Origin of the sequence: Roseovarius pacificus (genome assembly GCF_900142665.1) — a bacterium.
Classification (GTDB): domain Bacteria; phylum Pseudomonadota; class Alphaproteobacteria; order Rhodobacterales; family Rhodobacteraceae; genus Roseovarius; species Roseovarius pacificus.
Genome location: NZ_FRBR01000005.1, coordinates 16,124 through 36,292 on the forward strand (window position 1 = coordinate 16,124; position 20,169 = coordinate 36,292).

20 protein-coding genes are annotated in these 20,169 nt (G+C 63.7%); 6 read left to right on the forward strand and 14 right to left on the reverse strand.

Annotation, left to right across the window (positions count from 1 at the left end):
- Positions 1–6: 6 nt before the first annotated feature.
- The gene (locus BUB53_RS10345) at positions 7–546 is read right to left on the reverse strand and encodes an adenine phosphoribosyltransferase (protein WP_073034693.1); all 540 of its coding nucleotides are present in this window, start codon (positions 544–546) and stop codon (positions 7–9) included.
- Positions 547–717: 171 nt separating this feature from the next.
- On the opposite strand from BUB53_RS10345, the gene BUB53_RS10350 reads away from it, so the two are divergent.
- A complete protein-coding gene (locus tag BUB53_RS10350) occupies positions 718–2,592 on the forward strand; it encodes an acyltransferase family protein (protein ID WP_073034694.1) in 1,875 nt (624 codons plus the stop codon).
- 33 nt (positions 2,593–2,625) lie between these two features.
- On the opposite strand, the gene BUB53_RS10355 is transcribed toward BUB53_RS10350, so the two are convergent.
- The 3 genes from BUB53_RS10355 to BUB53_RS10365 all read right to left on the reverse strand — a co-directional run bounded on the left by BUB53_RS10355 (position 2,626) and on the right by BUB53_RS10365 (position 6,376).
- On the reverse strand, positions 2,626–3,501 hold the full coding sequence (locus BUB53_RS10355; RefSeq protein ID WP_073034695.1) for an S-methyl-5'-thioadenosine phosphorylase: 876 nt from the start codon (positions 3,499–3,501) through the stop codon (positions 2,626–2,628).
- Between the two features lie 90 nt (positions 3,502–3,591).
- On the reverse strand, positions 3,592–4,620 hold the full coding sequence (locus tag BUB53_RS10360) for a hypothetical protein (protein WP_073034696.1): 1,029 nt from the start codon (positions 4,618–4,620) through the stop codon (positions 3,592–3,594).
- Positions 4,621–4,747: 127 nt separating this feature from the next.
- Positions 4,748–6,376 (reverse strand): AMP-binding protein, encoded by a 1,629-nt coding sequence (locus tag BUB53_RS10365; RefSeq protein ID WP_073034697.1) that lies wholly within the window; start codon positions 6,374–6,376, stop codon positions 4,748–4,750.
- A gap of 139 nt (positions 6,377–6,515) precedes the next feature.
- Here BUB53_RS10365 and BUB53_RS10370 point away from each other — a divergent pair, with 139 nt between their 5' ends.
- Together BUB53_RS10370 and BUB53_RS10375 are read left to right on the forward strand one after the other, a co-directional pair.
- Positions 6,516–7,166 (forward strand): sulfotransferase family 2 domain-containing protein, encoded by a 651-nt coding sequence (locus BUB53_RS10370; protein WP_073034910.1) that lies wholly within the window; start codon positions 6,516–6,518, stop codon positions 7,164–7,166.
- A 217-nt stretch (positions 7,167–7,383) separates the two neighbouring features.
- Positions 7,384–8,031 (forward strand): Hint domain-containing protein, encoded by a 648-nt coding sequence (locus BUB53_RS10375; RefSeq protein ID WP_159437810.1) that lies wholly within the window; start codon positions 7,384–7,386, stop codon positions 8,029–8,031.
- An 80-nt stretch (positions 8,032–8,111) separates the two neighbouring features.
- Here the strand turns inward: BUB53_RS10375 and BUB53_RS10380 are convergent, their stop codons facing one another.
- The 10 genes from BUB53_RS10380 to BUB53_RS10425 all read right to left on the reverse strand — a co-directional run bounded on the left by BUB53_RS10380 (position 8,112) and on the right by BUB53_RS10425 (position 17,777).
- The gene (locus BUB53_RS10380) at positions 8,112–10,307 is read right to left on the reverse strand and encodes a 3-hydroxyacyl-CoA dehydrogenase NAD-binding domain-containing protein (protein WP_073034699.1); all 2,196 of its coding nucleotides are present in this window, start codon (positions 10,305–10,307) and stop codon (positions 8,112–8,114) included.
- A gap of 26 nt (positions 10,308–10,333) precedes the next feature.
- The gene (locus BUB53_RS10385; RefSeq protein ID WP_073034700.1) at positions 10,334–11,545 is read right to left on the reverse strand and encodes an acetyl-CoA C-acetyltransferase; all 1,212 of its coding nucleotides are present in this window, start codon (positions 11,543–11,545) and stop codon (positions 10,334–10,336) included.
- A gap of 14 nt (positions 11,546–11,559) precedes the next feature.
- On the reverse strand, positions 11,560–12,195 hold the full coding sequence (locus BUB53_RS10390; protein ID WP_073034701.1) for a glutathione S-transferase family protein: 636 nt from the start codon (positions 12,193–12,195) through the stop codon (positions 11,560–11,562).
- A 313-nt stretch (positions 12,196–12,508) separates the two neighbouring features.
- The gene (locus BUB53_RS10395) at positions 12,509–13,648 is read right to left on the reverse strand and encodes an acyl-CoA dehydrogenase family protein (RefSeq protein ID WP_073034702.1); all 1,140 of its coding nucleotides are present in this window, start codon (positions 13,646–13,648) and stop codon (positions 12,509–12,511) included.
- 24 nt (positions 13,649–13,672) lie between these two features.
- A complete protein-coding gene (locus BUB53_RS10400; protein WP_073034703.1) occupies positions 13,673–14,209 on the reverse strand; it encodes a hypothetical protein in 537 nt (178 codons plus the stop codon).
- 117 nt (positions 14,210–14,326) lie between these two features.
- Positions 14,327–14,539: a hypothetical protein gene (locus tag BUB53_RS10405; RefSeq protein ID WP_073034704.1), complete on the reverse strand. Its 213-nt coding sequence runs from the start codon at positions 14,537–14,539 to the stop codon at positions 14,327–14,329.
- A 42-nt stretch (positions 14,540–14,581) separates the two neighbouring features.
- The gene (locus BUB53_RS10410) at positions 14,582–16,360 is read right to left on the reverse strand and encodes an acyl-CoA dehydrogenase C-terminal domain-containing protein (RefSeq protein WP_073034705.1); all 1,779 of its coding nucleotides are present in this window, start codon (positions 16,358–16,360) and stop codon (positions 14,582–14,584) included.
- A gap of 31 nt (positions 16,361–16,391) precedes the next feature.
- Positions 16,392–16,793 (reverse strand): MerR family transcriptional regulator, encoded by a 402-nt coding sequence (locus tag BUB53_RS10415; RefSeq protein WP_073034706.1) that lies wholly within the window; start codon positions 16,791–16,793, stop codon positions 16,392–16,394.
- A gap of 187 nt (positions 16,794–16,980) precedes the next feature.
- The gene (locus tag BUB53_RS10420) at positions 16,981–17,412 is read right to left on the reverse strand and encodes a VOC family protein (protein ID WP_229709529.1); all 432 of its coding nucleotides are present in this window, start codon (positions 17,410–17,412) and stop codon (positions 16,981–16,983) included.
- The gene (locus tag BUB53_RS10425; RefSeq protein WP_073034707.1) at positions 17,409–17,777 is read right to left on the reverse strand and encodes a MerR family transcriptional regulator; all 369 of its coding nucleotides are present in this window, start codon (positions 17,775–17,777) and stop codon (positions 17,409–17,411) included. Before BUB53_RS10425 ends, BUB53_RS10420 begins: the two co-directional genes overlap by 4 nt.
- A 123-nt stretch (positions 17,778–17,900) precedes the next feature.
- Between BUB53_RS10425 and BUB53_RS10430 the strand changes: the two genes are divergently transcribed.
- Genes BUB53_RS10430 through BUB53_RS10440 form a run of 3 tightly spaced genes read left to right on the forward strand, consistent with a single transcriptional unit; the run spans position 17,901 to position 20,162 of the window.
- Positions 17,901–18,323: a PaaI family thioesterase gene (locus BUB53_RS10430; RefSeq protein ID WP_073034708.1), complete on the forward strand. Its 423-nt coding sequence runs from the start codon at positions 17,901–17,903 to the stop codon at positions 18,321–18,323.
- The gene (locus BUB53_RS10435; RefSeq protein ID WP_073034709.1) at positions 18,323–18,832 is read left to right on the forward strand and encodes a PaaI family thioesterase; all 510 of its coding nucleotides are present in this window, start codon (positions 18,323–18,325) and stop codon (positions 18,830–18,832) included. The genes BUB53_RS10430 and BUB53_RS10435 overlap by 1 nt, the downstream gene beginning before the upstream one ends.
- A complete protein-coding gene (locus BUB53_RS10440; RefSeq protein WP_073034710.1) occupies positions 18,825–20,162 on the forward strand; it encodes an MATE family efflux transporter in 1,338 nt (445 codons plus the stop codon). The genes BUB53_RS10435 and BUB53_RS10440 overlap by 8 nt, the downstream gene beginning before the upstream one ends.
- Positions 20,163–20,169 lie beyond the last annotated feature (7 nt).

Sequence of the window (20,169 nt, forward strand, 5' to 3'; positions counted from 1 at the left end):
CCGCCCTCAGGCGCCCTCGTATTCGCACAGCACATGTACGTCCATGCCCATGGCTTCCAGCTTTTGTCGCCCGCCTAGTTCCGGCAGGTCCACGATAAAGGCGCAGCCCATGATCTCGCCGCCCAGCCGTTCGATCAGCCTGATGCCCGCCTGCGCGGTGCCCCCGGTGGCCAGCAGGTCGTCGACCAGCAGGATTTTCTCGCCGGGCTGGATCGCGTCATCGTGGATTTCCACAATCGCCTCGCCATACTCCAACTGGTAATCTTCGGAAATCACCGCGCCGGGCAGTTTGCCCTTCTTGCGGATGGGAACGAAGCCCAGCGACAACTGATGGGCAATCGCTCCGCCCAGAATGAAACCGCGCGCCTCCAGCCCGACGACCTTGTCGATCTGTTCCCCGGCATAGGGGTGCAGCATCTGGTCGATGGCCATGCGAAACCCGCGCGGATCGGCAAACAATGTGGTCACGTCACGAAACAGGATACCCTCGTGCGGGAAATCGACGATCGTGCGGATATAATCCTTGACGGTGCGGAGTACGGGCATGGCGCGGCCTTTCCAAACGGGGTCCGGGCAACTGTCTGGCCCATGCCGCCCCTCTGTGCAAGGGTGCGAAGCGCCGCGTCCTGTGTTTGCCGATGGTGTATAGCCTATTTACTCTAAACTGCCCGATCAGTATGTGAGGCCTCGCATTACATATCCCGCGCGGAGACACCATTGAAGTATCGTGCTGAAATCGACGGCTTGCGCGCGGTCGCGGTCGTGCCGGTCATCCTGTTTCACGCCGGGTTCGACCTGTTCGGCGGTGGCTATGTGGGCGTGGACGTATTTTTCGTGATCTCGGGCTATCTGATCACCACGATCATCCTCAACGAGATGAACGAAGGCCGGTTCAGCCTTGCCAATTTCTACGAACGCCGCGCCCGGCGCATCCTGCCGGCGCTCAGCTTCGTGGTGTTGTGCAGCCTGCCGGTGGCATGGCTCACCCTGTTTCCCACCGACCTCAAGGATTTCGCGCAAAGCCTGATCGCGGTGGCGACCTTTTCGTCGAACTTCCTGTTCTGGAACGAAAGTGGCTATTTCGACGTCACGGCCGAGATCAAGCCGCTTTTGCACACCTGGAGCCTGGCGGTCGAAGAGCAGTATTACATCATCTTCCCGTTGTTCCTGATGCTGGCGTGGCGCTGGGGCAAACGGCGGATCGTCCAGATCCTGATCGGGGTTTTCGTCTTCAGCCTGCTGCTGGCCCACTGGGCCGCCTACGAAGAACCCGAGGCCGGGTTCTACTTGCTGCCCGCCCGCGCGTGGGAGCTGCTGGCCGGGGCCTTCATCGCCTTCTATGTTGATCGCCGCCCCATCGAGGTGCCCACCGCCATCGCCAATGTGCTGTCCGGGCTGGGGCTGGCCTGTATCACCTTCGCGATCTTCGCCTATGACAGCGGCACCCCCTTTCCCAGCCTCTATGCGGTGGTGCCTATCGCCGGCGTGGTGGCGGTGATCGCCTTTGCCGTGCCCGGCACCATCGCCCATCGTCTGCTGTCGCTCAAGCCGATGGTGTCCATCGGCCTCGTCTCCTACAGCGCCTATCTGTGGCACCAGCCGATCCTTGCGTTCTATGCCCATGCCATGGGCCACGATGCGCCCCTGTGGCATGTTGCGCTGATGCTGCTTGCAACCGCCGTTCTGTCGGTCTTTACCTATCGTTTCATCGAAATCCCGACCCGGCGCAGGCGCGTCTTCGCCACACGGCCCAAGGTCGCGGCCTTTGCGGTGACGGCCTCGGCAGCGATGATCGTGCTGGGCCTCATGGGCACGCTCAGCAACGGCAACGCCTACCGTTATCCGCAGGCCATCGTCGATCTGTTCGACCGTAACGACGAATTCAGCCGTATCGTCTGGCTGGCCAAGGACGCCACACGCCTGAAAGACTTCGACGATGATGCCGAAATCAGGCTGCTGATCGTCGGTGACAGCAATTCGGCCGATCTGCAAAACGCCCTCAACGCGGTAATCGGCAAGGATGTCTCGGTGGTCAGCGCGCAGGTCGGGGCGACATGCGGCAATCTGTTCGTCCCGCAAGAGAAATTCATCGCATTTGCCGACGACAAGCGGTTCAACATGTGCAGCCCCCGGCACAACGACCTGACCAATGCCAAAACCTTCGAGTTGATAGACCGGGCCGATGTGGTGATCTTCGCCACCGCCTGGACCGACTGGGAGGCCGACCTGATGCAGGAGAGTCTGGACAATCTTGTTCGGGACTATGGCGACAAGTTCTGGGTTTTCGGCACCAAAAGCGTCAAGTTCGACCAGCAGGAAATTCTGGATACCTGCATCACGGGCTGCATGAACTGGCAGACCGAACCCACCTCCTACGCGACCGAGGTCAATGCCAAACTGGCCGGGGTTCTGGGGGTTCGTTTTATCGACCCGCTCAAACTGATTTGCCCAGACGGGTCCTGCACGGCCTTCCTCGACCCCGAAACCATCGTCATGTATGACGGGTTCCACCTGACACCCGAGGGCTCGGTCTGGCTGGGGGAACAAATGAAAGCCGATGGCGTGATCGACCGTATGGGGCTGGGGGGCTGAGGCGTTTCAGGGGCCGCCTCAGCGGGCTCCGCGCTATCCCAATACCCGGCCCGCCACCGCGTCCAGCCTTGCCACCAGCGCCGCATCGCGCGCCTCGGGAGCGGTCAGAACGGCATTGTCCAGCGCCCGGTCGCAGCCATGCGGGCAGGGTGCGCGTTCGGCTCCCAGCAAGGCGGGCAGGCGGCGCACCATCTCTCGGGCCTTGTCGGCATTGCCCATCAGGGTGGCGATGATCTGGCTCACGTCCACCTCGCCGTGATGCGGGTGCCAACTGTCGTAATCGGTGATCATCGCCACCGAGGCATAACAAAGCTCGGCCTCGCGGGCCAGTTTGGCCTCGGGCATGTTGGTCATCCCGATCACGTCCGCACCCCAGACCTCGCGGTACATCTTCGATTCCGCCAGCGTGCTGAATTGCGGGCCTTCCATCGCCAGATAGGTTCCGCCGTCATGCACGGTGATCCCCGCCACGCCGGCGGCTTGGGCACAGGCCGCGCCCAGACGGGGGCAGGTCGGGTGCGCAACGCTCACATGCGCCACGCAGCCGGTGCCGAAAAAGCTTTTCTCGCGCGCGAAAGTCCGGTCGATGAACTGATCGACGATCACGAAATCCCCCGGCGCCATGTCTTCGCGGAAACTGCCGCAGGCGCTGACACTGATCACGTCGGTAACGCCCAGCCGTTTCAGCGCGTCGATATTGGCGCGGTAGGGCACGGTGCTGGGCGAATGCACATGGCCGCGCCCGTGACGGGGCAGAAAGGCCATTTTCACGCCATCCAGCGTGCCGGTCAGGATCTGGTCGCTGGGATTGCCCCAGGGGCTGTCCACACGGGTCCACTCGGCCCCGTCCAGCCCTTCGATCTGATACAGTCCCGATCCGCCGATCACCCCGATCATCGTGTCCGCCATGCCTGTCTCCGTCACTGTTTTGCCGTTCTCAGGCATAGTGTTACGCGCCGCCGGGCAACTTGAAAACGCAAAACCCCGTGCGCCGTCCGCTCAGCCACCGCAAATCCCTTGCAGGCGCAGCCAGTCACCGTCGCTCAGCAGAGGTTCGGGGGGCTGCACGGCCCAAGGATCGGCCTCGATCAGTCCAAGGGTGGTCTCGCCCGAAATGTCCTGCGCATAGGCATAAGGGGCCGAGCGTACACCGCGTGCCTCGAACGCCTGCAACAGCACCTCGTCGGGCAGGGCGGGGCGCGGGGCGGTCAGAAGGTGCTGGGCATAGCGGTGCAGGCTGTCCTCGTCCATCCCGCCGGTGGTCATGAGCCGCAGCGTGGCCCATAGCCCGGCCTGTTTCAGCAGGTCGTCCAGCGGGTCTGTCCGTTCGAGTCGCACACGTTCAGCCACGATATAACCGGCCACCACATCCGGTTCCTCGTGATCCTCCACAAGGCTCTTGTCGATCAGGATCGTGCGCCCCGGCAGGTGGATCGTGCTGTCCACCCCGTCGCGCACCACGGCCACCGGCCCGGCATCGGCCGGTGTCGGGGCAAGACGTTGCGACAAACGCGCCAGCGCCGCCCGCCCGCCGGGATCGCGGCAGGCCGGGCCGGTGACCCGCTCCAGTTGCTCGCGCAGCGCCGCGCCGATCTCGGCGCGCTTGACCTGCGGCACCACCCTGACCGCGTGCTGGCGCGCGGCGTTCGGGAACCAGAACACCGCCAGTGCCGCCACCGCCAGAAAGGACAGGCCCAGCATCACCAGCCGCAAGCGCCCCGGATGGGGCCGCCGCCGTTCGACCGCGGCGCGCAGGCGCTCGATGGCGGCGATCATCTCGGTCTCGTTTTCGGGCAGTTCCAGCGTCTCGCCGGGGTCGCCATCGGGGTGGTAAATGGCCGGCCGCCGCCCCGGATTGGCGCGCTGGATCGCCGCCAGCGACCAATGCGCCAGGGGCCGTTCGCGCATGTCGGTGATGATCAGGGTGGCGTCGCCGATGGAAACGATCACGTCGCTGCGCTGTTCGTTGGGCGTGGCGCGCCACAGGCCCGACGCCTCAAGCCGCTGGTATTCGCTCAGTGCTGTCATCCGTGATGCGGGCCTGCTCTGCCTCGTTCGCGTGACGATAGCACGCCCGCGCCGACCCCGGCAATCCACATGCCGCCCTCTTGCGCCTGCGCTGCTGCCCGGGCGGCTTCAGGCATGAACGATCAGATCACAATTCGCGCGCCTGTCTGCGCAGTTCGAATTTCTGGATCTTCCCGGTCGAGGTCTTGGGCAGTTCCTGAAACACCACTTTCTTGGGCGATTTGAACCCGGCCAGCCGTTCGCGCGCAAAGGCGATCATGTCCTCCTCGCCGGTATCGGCCCCGTCCTTGAGCTCGACGAAGGCGCAGGGCACCTCGCCCCATTTTTCGTGCGGCATGGCCACCACCGCGCACAGGAGCACGGCAGGGTGCATCATCATCACGCCTTCCACCTCGACCGAACTGATATTCTCGCCGCCCGAGATGATGATGTCCTTGGCCCGGTCCGCGATCTGCAAATACCCGTCGGGGTGCTGCACCGCGATATCGCCGGAATGGAAATACCCGCCCTGAAACGCCTTTTCGGTGGCCTTGGGATTCTTCAGATAACCCTTCATCACCGAATTGCCGCGGATCATGATCTCGCCCTGCGCGGTGCCGTCCATCGGAATTTGTTGCATGCTGTCCGGGTCCATGGCGGTGATGTCCTCCATCATCGGCATCAGCACCCCGGTGCGCGCCTTGATGGCGTACCGCGCCTCGTCGTCCAGCCCGTCCCAATGGGTCTGCCAGACGCATTCGGTCACATGGCCATAGGTTTCGGTCAGCCCGTAGACCTGCGTGACCTTGAAGCCCAGCGGCTCGATCGCGCGCAGGGTGGCGGCGGGCGGCGGGGCCCCGGCGGTGAACACGTCCACGACATGATCGAACTCGCGCCGGTCCTCGTCCCTGGCGTTGACGATGGTGTTCAGCACGATGGGGGCCGCGCCGAAATGGGTCACGCCATCGTCGGCAATGGCGTCATAGATCGCCCTGGCGGTGATGTCGCGGCAGCACACCACCGTGCCGCCCAGCATCGGCATCATCCAGGTGTGGTTCCAGTTGTTGCAGTGAAACAGCGGTACGATGGTCAGATACCGGGCATGGCGCGGCATCGGCCAGCAGACGGCGGTGCCCATGGTCATCAGGTATGCCCCGCGATGGTGACACACCACGCCCTTGGGCCGCCCCGTGGTGCCCGAGGTATAGTTCAGCGCAAGGCTTTCCCATTCGTCCTGCGGCATGATCCACTCAAAGCCGGGATCGCCCGAGGCCAGCAACTCCTCGTATTCCATGTAATGCCCGTGCGCATGGACCCCGGCGGCATCGTCGGCCACCTCGATCACGATGGGCGCGGGGCCTTCCATTTCCTCGAACGCCTCGGCGGCAACGGGCAGGAATTGCGGATCGACCAGCAGCACCTTGGCCCCGCCGTGATCGAGGATATAGGCGATGGTTCCGGCTTCGAGCCGGGTGTTGATCGTGTTCAGGACCGCGCCGCAGGCGGGCACGCCGAAATGCGCCTCGGCATGGGCGGGCAGGTTGGGCAGCAGTGTGGCCACCACATCACCGGACTCCACCCCCAGCCCGGCCAGCGCCGACGCCAGCCGCGTGCAGCGTTCGTGATACTCGCGGTAACTGCGGCGTGTTCCGCGATACACCACCGCTTCGTGATCGGGAAACAGATGCGCGGCCCGGCGCAGATGCGATAGCGGCGTCAGCGGCACGAAATTGGCGGCGTTGCGCCCCAACCCGGTTTCGTCTGCCATCCAGCCCATGATGCTCCTCCCATGATTCATGACACGCGGCGGTCCATCGACCATATTGGGATTTTTCCCGCAATCAATTTCAATGTCCCGCATTTTCGCACCTTTAGCGCGCTTGTGTCGGTCCCGCGGGCGGCCTAGCGTGGCGGTCATGATCGTTTCGGGCGGGCGCAACTACATCTTCGTGCATATCCCCAAGACCGGCGGCACCTCGATGGCGCTGGCGCTGGAGGGGCGCGCGATGAAGGATGACATCCTGATTGGCGACACCCCCAAGGCACGCAAACGCCGTCGGCGGCTGAACGGTGCACAGGCGGCGGGGCGGATATGGAAACACTCCACGCTGGCCGATATCCACGGTCTGATCCCCGACGAACAGATCGCAGGGGCCTTTACCTTTACCCTCGTGCGCAACCCGTGGGACCGGCTGGTCAGCTATTACCACTGGCTGCAAGAGCAGGGGTTCGACCACCCGGCGGTCCATCTGGCCAAGGCGCGCGATTTCAGCGGCTTCCTGAACGCGCCACAGACACAGGCCACCCTTCGCAGCGCGCCCTATGGCAGCTACATGCGCATGGCCGACGGGGCCGAGCATTGCCGCGCCTTCATACGGATCGAACATCTGGAGCAGGACGCCACACCGCTTTGGGATCATCTGGGATTTCGTCTGGATCTGCCGCACGAAAATCAATCGCGGCGGCCCCGCGACTACCGGGAGTTTTACCGGGAATCTGACGTAAATATGGTGAAAACCCTGTGTTCAGAGGATATCGACCGCTTCGGATACAGTTTCGAGGCATGAAATTGTGCCGCCTTCCGTGCCAATCGAAATAAGGGCGCTTCATTGGCGAAAGTTTGTCAACAATGCCTCAATCCGGCCATGTTTTCGGCAAGGGTGCGGCACGAGAATCACGTTTTGTTAACCAACCGGAACACAAGGCCGGCGGCCACCGGTTGAGCGAGGGGATGACAAGATGTTTGGGTGGATGTCGGCATTGCAGCCCAAAGGGACCAAACGAATGACAGATACGACCGGCGCCTACGACGGTGGCGCAACGGGCGTGATGTCAGGGCTGATCGAAGGCACAGGGGTTGCCACGGCCGTTGGGTGGAGGCCGGTCGAGGCGATCGCGGTCGGTGACAAGGTGTTGACATTCGATGCTGGCATGCAGCCCGTCACACGGGTGGAACGCCGCGCTTTGTGGTCCGGTGAAACCAGCTGCCCGCCCCGCTTCTGGCCGCTCGAAGTGCCGGTCGGGGCGGTCGGCAATCGCGAGGCGATGCGCCTTCTGCCCAATCAGGGCGTGATGCTGGAAAGCGACGCCGCCGAACTGGTCTATGACGACCCCTTCGCACTGCTCCCCGCGCTGGCGCTGGAGGGGGTCGATGGCGTGCATCGCGTGCCGCCCCGGCACGGGATCGAGGCGGTTGTCCTGTATTTCGAAAGCGATCAGGTGATTTTCGCCGACAGCGGCATGTTGTTCTTTTCCCCGTCCTCGCGCGACCTTATGGATCACGCGGACAAGGACGGCGATATGCCGCTCTATTCGCTTCTGCCGCTGGACGAGGCCGTGATCCTTGCCGAAGCCGTGGCAATCCAAGCGGGCACGGCAGGCATGGGGGCCCCGGCGATGCCGCGACCCCCGGTGGCTTCGGCGGCGGCCTGATCCTGCTCCACAGCTGCAAAAAAAAACAACCGCGCGCCCCGAACCGGGACGCGCGGTTTTGTCTTGTCTGACCGGAAAGATCAGGCGGCCTGAGCGTCGCTGCCGAACCGTCCGTAGAAACTCTGGGCTTTTCCGGCCATTTCGCGCAGCAGGGCAGGGCAGGCGAAACGCGCACCATGCGCTTCCTCCAGCTGGTCGCAGCGTTCGGCGGCATAGGGCGTGCCGATGATGTCCAGCCAGCTGAACGGCCCGCCCGACCACGGCGCAAAGCCCCAGCCGAGGATTGCGCCGACATCGCCCTCGCGGATGTCTTCCAGCACGCCTTCCTCCAGCGCGCGCACGGCCTCCAGAACCTGGACGAACATCAGGCGGTGCTCCACGTCGATCAGGTCGGGCTGGTTTTCCGCATGCGGATATTGCTCGGCCAGCCCGTCCCAATAGCCAAGGCGCTTGCCCTTTTCGTCATAGTCGAAAAAGCCCGCTTTCGCCTTGCGCCCCAGACGGCCCTGGCCTTCCATCCAGAAAATCACCTCGTCCACGGCGGCATCGGGATAGTCATCCCCCATCGCCGCCCTGGTGGCGCGGGCGATCTTGGCGCCAAGGTCGATCGAGGTCTCGTCAACCAGTTGCAGCGGCCCCACCGGGAAGCCCAACTGCCGCGCCGCATTGTCGATCAGCGCAGGCGTCACGCCCTCGGCCACCATGCGGATGCCCTCGTTGATATAGGGGATAATGCAGCGGTTGGCGTAGAAGAACCGCGCGTCGTTCACCACGATGGGCGTCTTGCGGATTTGGCGGACGTAATCCAGCGCCTTGGCCACCGCGCGTTCGCCGGTTTCCTTGCCCTTGATGATCTCGACCAGCATCATCTTTTCCACCGGGCTGAAGAAGTGGATGCCGATGAACTGCGCGGGTTTGTCGCTGGCCCCGGCCAGGTCCGAGATCGGCAGGGTCGAGGTGTTGGTGGCAAAGATGCAATCGTCACCGACGACCTCCAGCACCTTCCTGGTGACCCCGGCCTTGATGGCGGGATCTTCGAACACCGCTTCGATCACCAGATCGCAGCCCTTCAGCGCGGCGTAATCCGTGGTGGCGGTGATGCGCTCCAGCACCTGCGCCTTCTTCTCCTCGGTCGCCTTGCCGCGCTTGATGCCCTTGTCCATGTAATCGGCGCTATAGGATTTGCCCTTGTCGGCGGCCTCCTGTTTCTGGTCGATCAGCACGACCTCCATACCCGCCTGCGCCGAGACCAGCGCAATGCCGGCCCCCATCATGCCTGCGCCCATCACGCCGACCTTCTTCACCGTCTGATCGGGCACATCGGGGCGGTTCGCGCCTTTTTCCAACGCTTCCTTGTTGATGAAGAGCGACCGGATCATCGCGCCCGAGCTCGGGTTCATCAGCACATTGGTGAACCAGCGCGCCTCGATTCTGATCGCGGTGTCGAACGGCACCAGCGCGCCTTCGTAAACCGCGCTCAGCAGCGCCTTGGCGGCGGGGAACGCGCCTTGCGTCTTGCCGTTGACCATCGCGCTTGCACCCACGAAGGTCATGAAGCCCGCCGGATGATAAGGCGCGCCGCCGGGCATCTTGTAGCCCTTTTCGTCCCACGGCTTGACGATGCCGGGATCGGACAGAACCCATTCTTTCGCCTTCTCCAGCAATTCACCCGGAGGCACGACCTCATCGACCACACCGGCGGATTTCGCCTTTTTCGGATCGTTCAGCTTGCCCTCCAGAAGCAGGGGCGCGGCGGCCATCGCGCCCAGCTTGCGCACCAGCCGCGTGGTGCCGCCCATGCCGGGAAAGATGCCGACCATGATCTCGGGCAGGCCGATCTTGGCCTTGGGGTTGTCGGCGGCAAAGATGCGATGACAGGCCAGCGGGATTTCCAGCCCGATGCCAAGCGCGGTGCCGGGCAGGGCGGCGGCGATGGGCTTGCCGCCCTTGTTCTTGTCGTCCATGCCCGCACGCTCGATCTTGCGCAGGATGGCATGGGTCTGCATCAGCCCGTCCATCAGGCCCTTCGCCGGGTTGTCCCCGGCGCTTTCCTTCATCTTCGCGATGATGTTCAGATCCATCCCGCCGGCAAAGCTGCCGTCCTTGCCGCTGGTGATGACGATGCCCTTGACGGCGTCGTCGGCCAGGGCGTCGTCGATCAGCGCATCGAGGTCGATGAACCCCTGCTGGTTCATCACGTTCATCGACTTGCCAACCGTGTCCCAGGTGATCACGGCAACGCCATCGGCACCTTTTTCCATCGTGAAATCGGTCATTTCAATCTCTCCTGTCACTCGGTCGCTCAGACGCGTTCGATGATCGTGGCCGCACCCATGCCGGATGCGATGCACAGCGTGGCCAGACCGACCTCCTTGTCGGTGCGCTCCAGCTCGTCCAGCAACGTGCCGATGATGATCGCGCCCGTGGCCCCCAGCGGGTGGCCCATCGCGATCGAGCCGCCATTGACGTTGACCAGCGCGGGGTCGACATCGAACGCCTGCTGGAACCGCAGGACGACACTGGCAAAGGCCTCGTTCACCTCGAACAGGTCAATGTCGCTGATTGTCATGCCGCTGTCGGCCAGCGCCTTCTCGGTGGCGGGCACCGGGCCGGTCAGCATGATCGTCGGATCGGTGCCGATCTTGGTGGTCTGGCGGATGCGTGCGCGCGGCGTCAGGCCCCATTTCTCGCCAAAGGCCTTCGAGCCGACCAGCACTGCCGCCGCCCCGTCCACGATGCCCGAACTGTTGCCGGCATGGTGGATATGGTTGATCCGCTCCAGATGCGGGTATTTCAGCCTGGCCACCGCATCGAACCCCGGCATCACCTCGCCCATCTGCTGGAAACTGGCGTTGAGCGCGCCAAGCGTCTGCATGTCGGTGCCGGGGCGCATGTATTCGTCGCGGTCCAGAATGGTCAGCCCGTTCTGATCCTTCACCTCGATGATCGAGCGGGCGAAACGGTTGTCCTCCCACGCCGCGGCGGCGCGTTTCTGGCTTTCGACCGCCAGCGCGTCGGCCTGATCACGGGTGAACCCGAACTCGGTGGCGATGATGTCGGCACTGATCCCCTGCGGGACGAAATAGGTGTCCATCGCCACGCTCGGGTCCACGGCAATCGCCGCGCCGTCGCTGCCCATGGCCACGCGGCCCATCATCTCGACGCCACCGGCGATATAACCGTCACCGGCGCCGCCCCTCACCTGATTGGCGGCCAGGTTCACGGCCTCCATGCCGCTGGCACAGAAACGGTTGATCGCAAGGCCGGGGATCGACTCGTCCAGGTCCGAGGCCAGAACGGCGGTGCGCGCCAGGCACCCGCCCTGTTCCTTGACCTGCGTGACATTGCCCCAGATCACGTCCTCGACGGCATGACCCTCCAGGTTGTTGCGCTCCTTCACCGCGTTCAGCACCTGCGCACTCAGGCGCACGCTGGTCACCTCGTGCAGGGCGCCATCCTTGCGGCCCTTGCCGCGCGGCGTGCGCACGGCGTCGTAGATATAGGCGTCAGACATCGTCGTCTCCTCTGTCAGGCCCGGTCGGCTGGCGAGCCGGGCATCAGGTCATAAGGGTGCTTCCATCCGCTCAGGCCTTCGATGTTCGAAAGCCAGCGGTCGATCTCGGGCCAGTCCGCGCGGGTAAACCCGAACGGCTCGGGGTAGAACAGGTAGCCGCAGCAACTCAGATCGGCATTCGTGGGGCCATCGCCCACGATCCAGTCACGCCCCGCAAGATGCGCGTTCAGCGTGGCATAGGCCGCCTTGAGCCGCCCCTGCATGAAGGGGATCACCCCCTCCGGGCGCTTGGCTTCGGGCAGGAAGCTCATCAGGAACCGGGTCATCCCGGCCTGCGAGGACATCTTGTGATTGTCCCAGAACATCCAGCGCAGCACCTCACGCGCGTCCTGCGGTGTGCTGCCGCCGAACTTGCCGGTCTTTTCCGTCACATACATCTGCATGACGCCCGATTGCGTCAGGGTCACGTCGCCATCCACCAGAACAGGCACCTCGCCCATCGGGTTGATCTTGCGAAACGCCTCGCCGCGGGTCTCGCCGTTGAAGAAATCCACATAGACGGGCGCCCAGTCGAGCCCGGACAATTCCAGCGCCAGCGCCGCCTTGTAGGCATTGCCCGACTCGCCAAAGCAATAGAGTTGAATGGTCATGCGGTTCTCCTGTCAGTTGCCGTTGCCGTGGGGGTTTTGCACCCCCACACCCCCGCAGAGTATTTCGGGAAAGATGAAGCCGAGTGGCTTTTACCTGCGATTAACCTGTTTGCATCAGTATCCGTACTGCGCCACAGGCTGGAGAGCCGATGGGCGTGAAAGGTGAAGCCCTGTCCCGCCCCTGATGCCAGTCGGCCCGCGGTCGGGGCGGGGTGGACCTGTCCCGTTTCATCTTTCGGGAAATACTCCACGGGGGTCCGGGGGTGTGAAACCCCCGGTCCGGCCTTGTCGTTCAGGGCGGACGCCGGTCGCATCAGAACGCCCTCGCGATCAGTTCTTTCATGATCTCGTTGGTGCCGCCGTAGATGCGCTGCACGCGGGCATCGGCCCACATTTCGGCGATGTCGTACTCGGCCATGTAGCCATAGCCGCCATGCAGTTGCAGGCACTCGTCCAGCACCTCGCCCTGGGTGTCGGTCAGCCAGTATTTCGCCATCGCGGCCTTTTCCACGGTCAACTCGCCCCGGATGTGTTCGGCGATGCATTCGTCCAGAAAGGCGCGCGCGACCCTGGTTTTCGTCTGGCATTCGGCCAGCTTGAAGCGGGTGTTCTGAAACTGCGTCAGCGGCCCGCCAAAGGCCTGCCGTTCCCTGGCATAGGCAATCGTGCGCTCCACCGCGCCTTCCATCGCGCCCTGCGCGCCGCAGGCGATGATCAGCCGTTCCTGCGGCAGTTGCGCCATCATCTGGTAAAAGCCCTTGCCTTCTTCGCCGCCAAGGATGTTTTCAGGCGGGATTTCCACCTCGTCGAAGAACAACTCCGAGGTATCCGCGGCGTGACAGCCGATTTTCTCGAGGTTGCGCCCGCGTGAAAACCCCTCGGCGCCCTCGGTCTCGACCACCGCCAGGGAAATGCCCTTTGCCCCTTCGTTCGGGTCGGTCTTGGCGGCCACCACGATCAGGTCGGCATGCTGGCCGTTGGTGATGAAGGTCTTCTGCCCGGACAGGCGATAGGCATTGCCGTCACGGATCGCGCGGGTTTTCATCCCCTGAAGGTCCGAGCCCGCCGCCGGTTCCGTCATCGCCAGCGCGCCCACCGTCTCGCCCGAGACCATCCCCGGCAGCCAGCGTTTTTTCTGCTCTTCGCTGCCATAGGCCAGAATGTAATGCGCCACGATGCCGGAATGGATCGGGTTGCCCCAACTGGCCAGGTTGGCGCGCGACTGTTCGATGCACACCACCGCCTCATGCCCGAAATCGCCGCCCGCGCCGCCGTATTCCTCGGGGATCGAGGGGCACAGCAGGCCCAGCTCCCCGGCCTGTTGCCAGATGTCGCGATCCATCTCGCCGGCCTTGCGCCAGCGTTCGAAATGCGGCGCCCATTCCTCGGCGATGAACTTCGCGGTCATCTCGGTGAGCATCCGATGCTCGTCCGTCATCCAGATAGACATCATTGGAAAGCTCCATTCATTTCAGGCTTAATTCAGCACCTTCCTGCTGCTTGCAGGAAAAACCAGATCACTCAAATCGGGATATACCTCTTTCAGCACCATGATCTGTTCGGCGCTATCGATGCGCATCAGAAACCAGAGTTCGCCTTCCTTAATGCCCAGCGTGGTGTTTTGCGTTCGGATACGTGCACCGTTGGCGACAATTGTCGTCGAGGTGGGGATCATGGTGTAAAGCCGTCCTGTGCCAGACTGCCCTGCCGTGGCGCTGTCGAGGTCAATAGTAAAGTTCTCGAGCGTAATCTGCCTGCCAATCTTTGACATCTCACCACCCGCTTTCCACCTCATCTCGTCTGTCGTGATGCCTTCTTTGGCAGCCATATGGTCAAGAACAGCGTGAGGAATAAAGCTGGTCAAAGCCCCAAAACTCCCTGCCTCGACCATGTCCGTGTACAGATCGACAATAAACCCCAAAATCTTCTGATCCTCCTTGGACAGATCAAGGGCCAATACGGGCGACGACATCATGACGGCGGCGGCAATAAAAGAGTAAATATTTGATTTCATGACATTAGCCTCATAGATGCGCCCTTGGGTGCGTACCGCCTTTTTGTGATGTTCATGCTCTGTATGAGCTTGCAACTTGCGCGAGGAGGCCTTCGTGCCCTTTCGACGTTTCCTTATTCATTTCTTTCGCGCCTCAAGCTCCGAATTGAAGATGCGCAGGCGGTGCGCGAATGTGTCCTCGTTGATCACACTGTCGAAGTTCTCGAAGAGAAAGGACAGCGCCTCGCCCTCGTCCAGCCCCGCCTCGGCGGCGAATTTCCTGAGCCGGCGATAGCCGTCTTCGGTCATGGCCGCATTGAACCGTCGGGTCAGTCGAAAGCGTTTGGGCATGTCTGTCCTTTCTCGTGTCGTCGTGATGCTCCGTTGCCGAGTTTAGAACTGCTCGGCGGGCAACGCCATCACCGGATCGGCGCCGCTTTCGATGCGGGCCAGGTGCATGGCGGTGGCGGGCAGGCGGCGCTGCATGTAGTAGCGCCCGGTGGCCAGCTTGGTTTCGTAGAACGCCGTGTCCGAGGCACCGCCCTCCAGCGCGGCCTGCGCGGCCTTGGCCATCTGCGCCCACATCAGGCCCAGGCAGACATGGCCAAACAGGTGCATGAAGTCATACGATCCCGCCAGCGCCTCGTTGGGGTTTTTCATGCCGTTCTGCATAAAGAACATCCCCGCCGCCTGAAGGTGCTTCGAGGCCTCTTTCAGCGGGTCGAGGAAATCTTTCTTCAGCGCCTCGTCGCCCTCGTTCTCCTTGATGAACCCCTTGACCATGTCGAAGAAGGCCATGACCGGCTTGCCGCCGTTCTGCGGCAGTTTGCGGCCCACGAGGTCCAGCGCCTGAACGCCGTTCGCGCCTTCGTAGATCATGGCGATCCGGGCATCGCGGGCGAACTGCGACATGCCCCATTCCTCGATATAGCCATGCCCGCCATAGACCTGCTGGGCAAGGATCGTCATGTCGAAGCCTTCGTCGGTCAGGAAACCCTTGATCACCGGGGTCAGCAGGCTGACCATGCCCTCGGCGTCATCGTCCCCGCCGCGATGGGACTGGTCGATCATCTTGGCCCCCCACAGAAGGAACGCGCGCGCCCCTTCGATAAAGGATTTCTGATCCATCAGCGACCGGCGGATGTCGGGATGCACGATCAGCGGATCGGCGGGCCCGTCGGGGTTTTCGGTGCCGGTCACGGCGCGGCCCTGCAGGCGGTCTTTGGCATAGTCCACCGCGTTCTGATAGGCGACCTCGGCCTGCGCCAGCCCCTGCATGCCAACGCCGATACGGGCCTCGTTCATCATGGTGAACATGGCGCGCATGCCCTTGTGTTCCTCGCCCAGCAAGTAGCCCGTCGCGCCGTCATAGTTCATCACGCAGGTCGAGTTGCCGTGAATGCCCATCTTTTCCTCGATCTTGCCACAGCTCACGCCGTTGCGCTCGCCAAGGCTGCCGTCCTCGTTCACCATGAACTTGGGCACGATGAACAGGCTGACGCCCTTGATGCCCTCGGGTCCGCCGGGAATCTTGGCCAGAACCAGGTGGATGATGTTCTCGGCCATGTCGTGTTCGCCCGCCGAGATGAAAATCTTCTGCCCCGTCACCTTGTAGCTACCGTCGCCCTGCGGTTCGGCCCTGGTGCGCATCAGGCCCAGGTCGGTGCCGCAATGCGGTTCGGTCAGGTTCATGGTGCCGGTCCACTGGCAGGACGCCATGTTGGGCAGGTAGGTGGCCTTCTGTTCGTCGCTGCCATGCACCAGAATGGCCGAGGCCGCCCCGTGGGTCAGGCCCTGATACATGGTGAACGCCTGGTTGGCGCCCGAGAACATCTCGCCCACGGCGGTGCCCAGCACATAGGGCATGTTCTGCCCGCCGAATTCCTCGGGCAGGTCCAGCGCGGTCCAGCCGCCCTCTTTCATCTGCTCGAAAGCGTCCCTGAACCCCGTGGGCGTGCGCACCACGCCGTTTTCCAGAACGCAGCCCTCGCTGTCGCCCACCGTGTTCAGCGGCGACAGGACCTCCGAGGCCAGCTTGCCGGCCTCTTCCAGAACGGCGGCGGTAAAATCGGCCTCGAGCTCGCTATAGCCGGGGGTGTCGGCGGTCGAGACATTCAGCAACTCGTGCAGCACGAACTGCATGTCCTTGGTGGGCGCGGTATAGGTCGGCATGGCTCTCTCTCCCTTGATGTGCGGTGCCGGATTACTCGGCGGCTTTCTTCGATTGACGGATCGAGGCGATCATCTTTTCGCCCCACTTCATCTGGTCGCGCAGGTCGGTGATGGCGGTGGTCAGCTCGTCGCGCTGACGCTCCAGCTCCACCAGCCGCTCTCCGGCAATGTCATAGGCGCGGCTCAACTGCGTCAGTTGCTGGTCGCCCTTGTCATAGAGGTCCAGCAACTGGCGGATTTCCTCCAGCCGGAATCCGAACCGCTTGCCGCGCAGGATCAGCTTCAGCCGCGCGCGGTCGCGTCTGGTGAACAGGCGCTTCTGGCCTTCGCGGCGCGGAAACAGAAGTTCCTTCGATTCATAGAAACGCAGGGTGCGCGGCGTCACCTCGAAGGCGTCGCACATCTGGCGGATTGTCATCGTGTCTTCGGTCATCGTTTCATATGCCCAATCTGTCCGTTTCCGGCACAACTGGTTTATTCGCCCCATCGTTACAACAGCGCATCACGTTGACGTAAGAGATACGTCACGTCACTTTAAAGTTTACGTAAGATCAGGAAAGGTCAATGCCCGCCATGCGCAATTTTCCGCCCCCGCGCCTCCCGGCACAAGGCGCGCCGTTTCAGCCGGCACCCCCCGGCGCGGCGCCGGGTGCCATGCCCCCGGCATGGACGAAGCACAGCTTGTTGCCTTCCGGGTCGCGGCAATAGCCCGCATAGAAATCCTCGGCATAGCGCGGCCTCGGGCCCGGCGGTCCCTCGTCGGTTCCGCCCTGGCGCAGCGCGGCGCGCCAGCAGGCGTCCACGGTCTTGCGGTCACCCGCGGCAAAGCTGACCTGAACGCCGTTCCCGGCGCTTGCCGGGCGCCCGTCAAGCGGTGCGCGGATCGCGAATTGCGGCCAGCGCCGCCCCGGCAGGTACCATATCACCCCGCCCGGTCCGACCTCGTCGGGGTCTTCGCGCCGGGCAAGACCAAGCGGTGAAAGGACATGGTCGTAGAATGCTGTCATCCTGCGCAGATCGTGCGCGCCCAGCATGACATGGCTGAACATCATCCAACGCTCGACCGCGTTTCGTCGCGCAGGGCCTTCAGCTCGTCGATCGTCTCTTCGATCTGCGATTTCTGCTCGGCCAGTTCGACCAGTTGCCGGTCGGCCAGTTCGATCCAGGCGCGCATCTGCGCCTCGGTGCCTTCGTGTTCGTAGATCAGCAGCCATTGCCGGATTTCCTCCAGCGCAAAGCCGAACTTGCGCCCCCGCAGGATCAGCGTCATCCGCGCGATCTCCTTCGGGCCGTAAAACCGCGACCGTCCCTCGCGCTCTGGGGTCAGAAGCTCGATATACTCGTAATACCGCAGGGTGCGCGGGGTCACGTCGAACCTGGCGCACATTTCCTTGAATGACAGGCGGGTTTCGGACATCGGCAATCGCTCCTCGGGCCAAACCTAGACCCGCACCCGGCCAAGAGCAACCGCCACACTTGCAGCCGCATCGCTTTCGGGCCCATAAAGGGCGCGCAACACATCGGAGGGCCGGAAAACCGCATGAGTGTCGACAAGACCAGGATCGCAGAACAGTTCATCGGCGCCATTCCCCATTCGCAGGCACTGGGAATGGAACTGACCGACATCGGGGACGGTACCGCCGAAATCTCCATGGCCTATGACGAACGCTTCATCGGCGATCCCGACACCGGGGTGATTCACGGCGGTGCGGTTTCGGCGCTGATGGATACCTGCTGCGGGGCGGCGGCCATGAGCCACCCGAGCAATCCCGGCGCGACCGCGACCATAGATTTGCGGATCGACTACATGCGCCCCGCCACCCCCGGCCAGCGCATCCGCGCCCATGCCGAATGCTATCACATCACCCGCACCGTCGCCTTCGTGCGTGCCCGCGCCATGGATGACGACGACGACCGCCCCGTCGCCACCGCCACCGGCACCTTTACCGTGGAGTCCAAGTGATGGCGCGCCCCCGTCCCGAACCCGTTCAGGTGGTCAAGCAACGCCGCGACGCGGCGCTGAACGCGCTTGTCCACGGCGTGCCCTATATCCGGTTCCTCGGCATCGAATTCGATCGTCGCGGCGATGAGCTGACCTCGGTCATGCCTTTCGCCGACAGGCTGATCGGCAATCCCATCCTGCCCGCCCTGCATGGCGGCGCGACGGCGGCGTTTCTCGAAGTCACGGCGATCATCGGCCTCAGCTGGTCGATGCTGTGGGACCAGATCGAAAGCGGTGCGCTCAATCCCGACGATCTGGCGCAGGGCAAGCTGCCCCGCCTGCCCAAGACCATCGACTTCACCGTGGATTACCTGCGCTCAGGCCTGCCGCGCGATGCCTATGCCCGTGCCCATGTGGCGCGTTCGGGGCGGCGCTATGCCAGCGTCCATGTCGAGGCCTGGCAGGACAACCGCGCGCGCCCCTTCGCGCAGGCGTCGGGCCATTTCCTGATGCCGCGCCGCGATGGCTGAGGCAGCGGCGGGCGCGATCACCCATGCCCGCGTCCTGAAAATCGCCGTTCCGATCGTGCTGGCCAATATCACCGTTCCGATCCTCGGAGCGGTGGATACCGGCGTTGTCGGGCAACTCGGACAGGCCGCGCCCATCGGCGCCGTGGGCATCGGGGCGGTGATCCTGTCGGCGCTCTACTGGGTGTTCGGCTTCTTGCGCATGGGCACCACCGGCCTGACCAGTCAGGCCCACGGGGCCGGGCGGCAGGGCGAGGTGGCGGCGCTCCTGACGCGCGCCCTGATGATCGCGCTGGCCGGGGGGCTTCTGGTGATCGCTCTGCAACTCCCGCTGTTTTCCGGGGCGTTCCTGCTGACCCCCGCCAGCGCCGAAGTCGAAAGCCTTGCGCGCGACTACATGGCCATCCGGGTCTGGAGCGCCCCGGCCATCATCGCGCTCTATGGTATCACGGGCTGGCTCATCGCGCTCGAGCGCACCCGCGCGGTGCTCCTCGTGCAATTGGGGATGAACAGCGTCAACATCGTGCTCGACCTGTGGTTCGTTCTCGGCCTCGGCTGGGGCGTCGAAGGCGTGGCGCTGGCCACCTTCGTGGCGGAATGGGGCGGGCTGGCGCTTGGGCTGTGGCTGTGCCGCGATGCCTTTGCCGTGCCCGCGTGGCGCGACTGGCCACGCGTTTTCGATGCGCCCGCGCTCAAACGCATGGCGCAGGTCAATGTCGATATCTTCCTGCGCTCGCTCATGTTGCAGGCGATTTTCGTCTCCTTCCTGATTCTGGGGGCGGATTTCGGGGATGTCACGCTGGCGGCCAATCAGGTGCTCCTGCAATTCCTGCAAATCACCTCTTACGCGCTGGATGGCTTCGCCTTCGCCGCCGAGGTGCTGGTCGGCTACGCCATGGGCCGCCATGCGCCGGGCCAGCTGCGCCGCGCGGCGCTGGTCAGCAGCCAATGGGGCCTGATCAGCGTGATCGCCCTTGCCTTCGGTTTCGCCACGCTCGGGCCGTGGATCATAGACACCATGGCCAGGGTGCCCGCCGTACAGGCCGCCGCGCGCAGCTACCTGCCATGGCTGGTGGCCGCGCCGATCCTCGGGCTCGGCTCCTACATGCTCGACGGGGTGTTCATCGGCGCGACCCGCACCCGCGACATGCGCAACATGATGGCGCTCAGCCTTGCGGTATATGCCGCCGCCGTGGCCCTGCTGGTGCCGGCCTTTGGCAATCACGGTCTCTGGCTGGCCCTGCTCATCAGCTTTGTCGCCCGCGCCGCCACGCTGGCCGCGCGCTACCCGGCACTTGAGCGCGCGGTACGCCTTCCTTCGCAGAGTGCATGATGTGCCG

Bases quoted from the DNA above. Each gene is read 5' to 3' on its own strand.
- BUB53_RS10365 (WP_073034697.1), bottom strand. From the start codon at position 6,376: ATGGGCTGGATGGCAGACGAAACCGGGTTGGGGCGCAACGCCGCCAAT.
- BUB53_RS10430 (WP_073034708.1), top strand. From the start codon at position 17,901: ATGAGTGTCGACAAGACCAGGATCGCAGAACAGTTCATCGGCGCCATT.
- BUB53_RS10385 (WP_073034700.1), bottom strand. From the start codon at position 11,545: ATGTCTGACGCCTATATCTACGACGCCGTGCGCACGCCGCGCGGCAAG.
- BUB53_RS10410 (WP_073034705.1), bottom strand. From the start codon at position 16,360: ATGCCGACCTATACCGCGCCCACCAAGGACATGCAGTTCGTGCTGCAC.
- BUB53_RS10375 (WP_159437810.1), top strand. From the start codon at position 7,384: ATGACAGATACGACCGGCGCCTACGACGGTGGCGCAACGGGCGTGATG.
- BUB53_RS10370 (WP_073034910.1), top strand. From the start codon at position 6,516: ATGATCGTTTCGGGCGGGCGCAACTACATCTTCGTGCATATCCCCAAG.
- BUB53_RS10395 (WP_073034702.1), bottom strand. From the start codon at position 13,648: ATGATGTCTATCTGGATGACGGACGAGCATCGGATGCTCACCGAGATG.
- BUB53_RS10425 (WP_073034707.1), bottom strand. From the start codon at position 17,777: ATGTCCGAAACCCGCCTGTCATTCAAGGAAATGTGCGCCAGGTTCGAC.
- BUB53_RS10440 (WP_073034710.1), top strand. From the start codon at position 18,825: ATGGCTGAGGCAGCGGCGGGCGCGATCACCCATGCCCGCGTCCTGAAA.
- BUB53_RS10360 (WP_073034696.1), bottom strand. From the start codon at position 4,620: ATGACAGCACTGAGCGAATACCAGCGGCTTGAGGCGTCGGGCCTGTGG.
- BUB53_RS10390 (WP_073034701.1), bottom strand. From the start codon at position 12,195: ATGACCATTCAACTCTATTGCTTTGGCGAGTCGGGCAATGCCTACAAG.
- BUB53_RS10435 (WP_073034709.1), top strand. From the start codon at position 18,323: ATGGCGCGCCCCCGTCCCGAACCCGTTCAGGTGGTCAAGCAACGCCGC.
- BUB53_RS10380 (WP_073034699.1), bottom strand. From the start codon at position 10,307: ATGACCGATTTCACGATGGAAAAAGGTGCCGATGGCGTTGCCGTGATC.
- BUB53_RS10405 (WP_073034704.1), bottom strand. From the start codon at position 14,539: ATGCCCAAACGCTTTCGACTGACCCGACGGTTCAATGCGGCCATGACC.
- BUB53_RS10355 (WP_073034695.1), bottom strand. From the start codon at position 3,501: ATGGCGGACACGATGATCGGGGTGATCGGCGGATCGGGACTGTATCAG.
- BUB53_RS10345 (WP_073034693.1), bottom strand. From the start codon at position 546: ATGCCCGTACTCCGCACCGTCAAGGATTATATCCGCACGATCGTCGAT.
- BUB53_RS10415 (WP_073034706.1), bottom strand. From the start codon at position 16,793: ATGACCGAAGACACGATGACAATCCGCCAGATGTGCGACGCCTTCGAG.
- BUB53_RS10400 (WP_073034703.1), bottom strand. From the start codon at position 14,209: ATGAAATCAAATATTTACTCTTTTATTGCCGCCGCCGTCATGATGTCG.
- BUB53_RS10420 (WP_229709529.1), bottom strand. From the start codon at position 17,412: ATGATGTTCAGCCATGTCATGCTGGGCGCGCACGATCTGCGCAGGATG.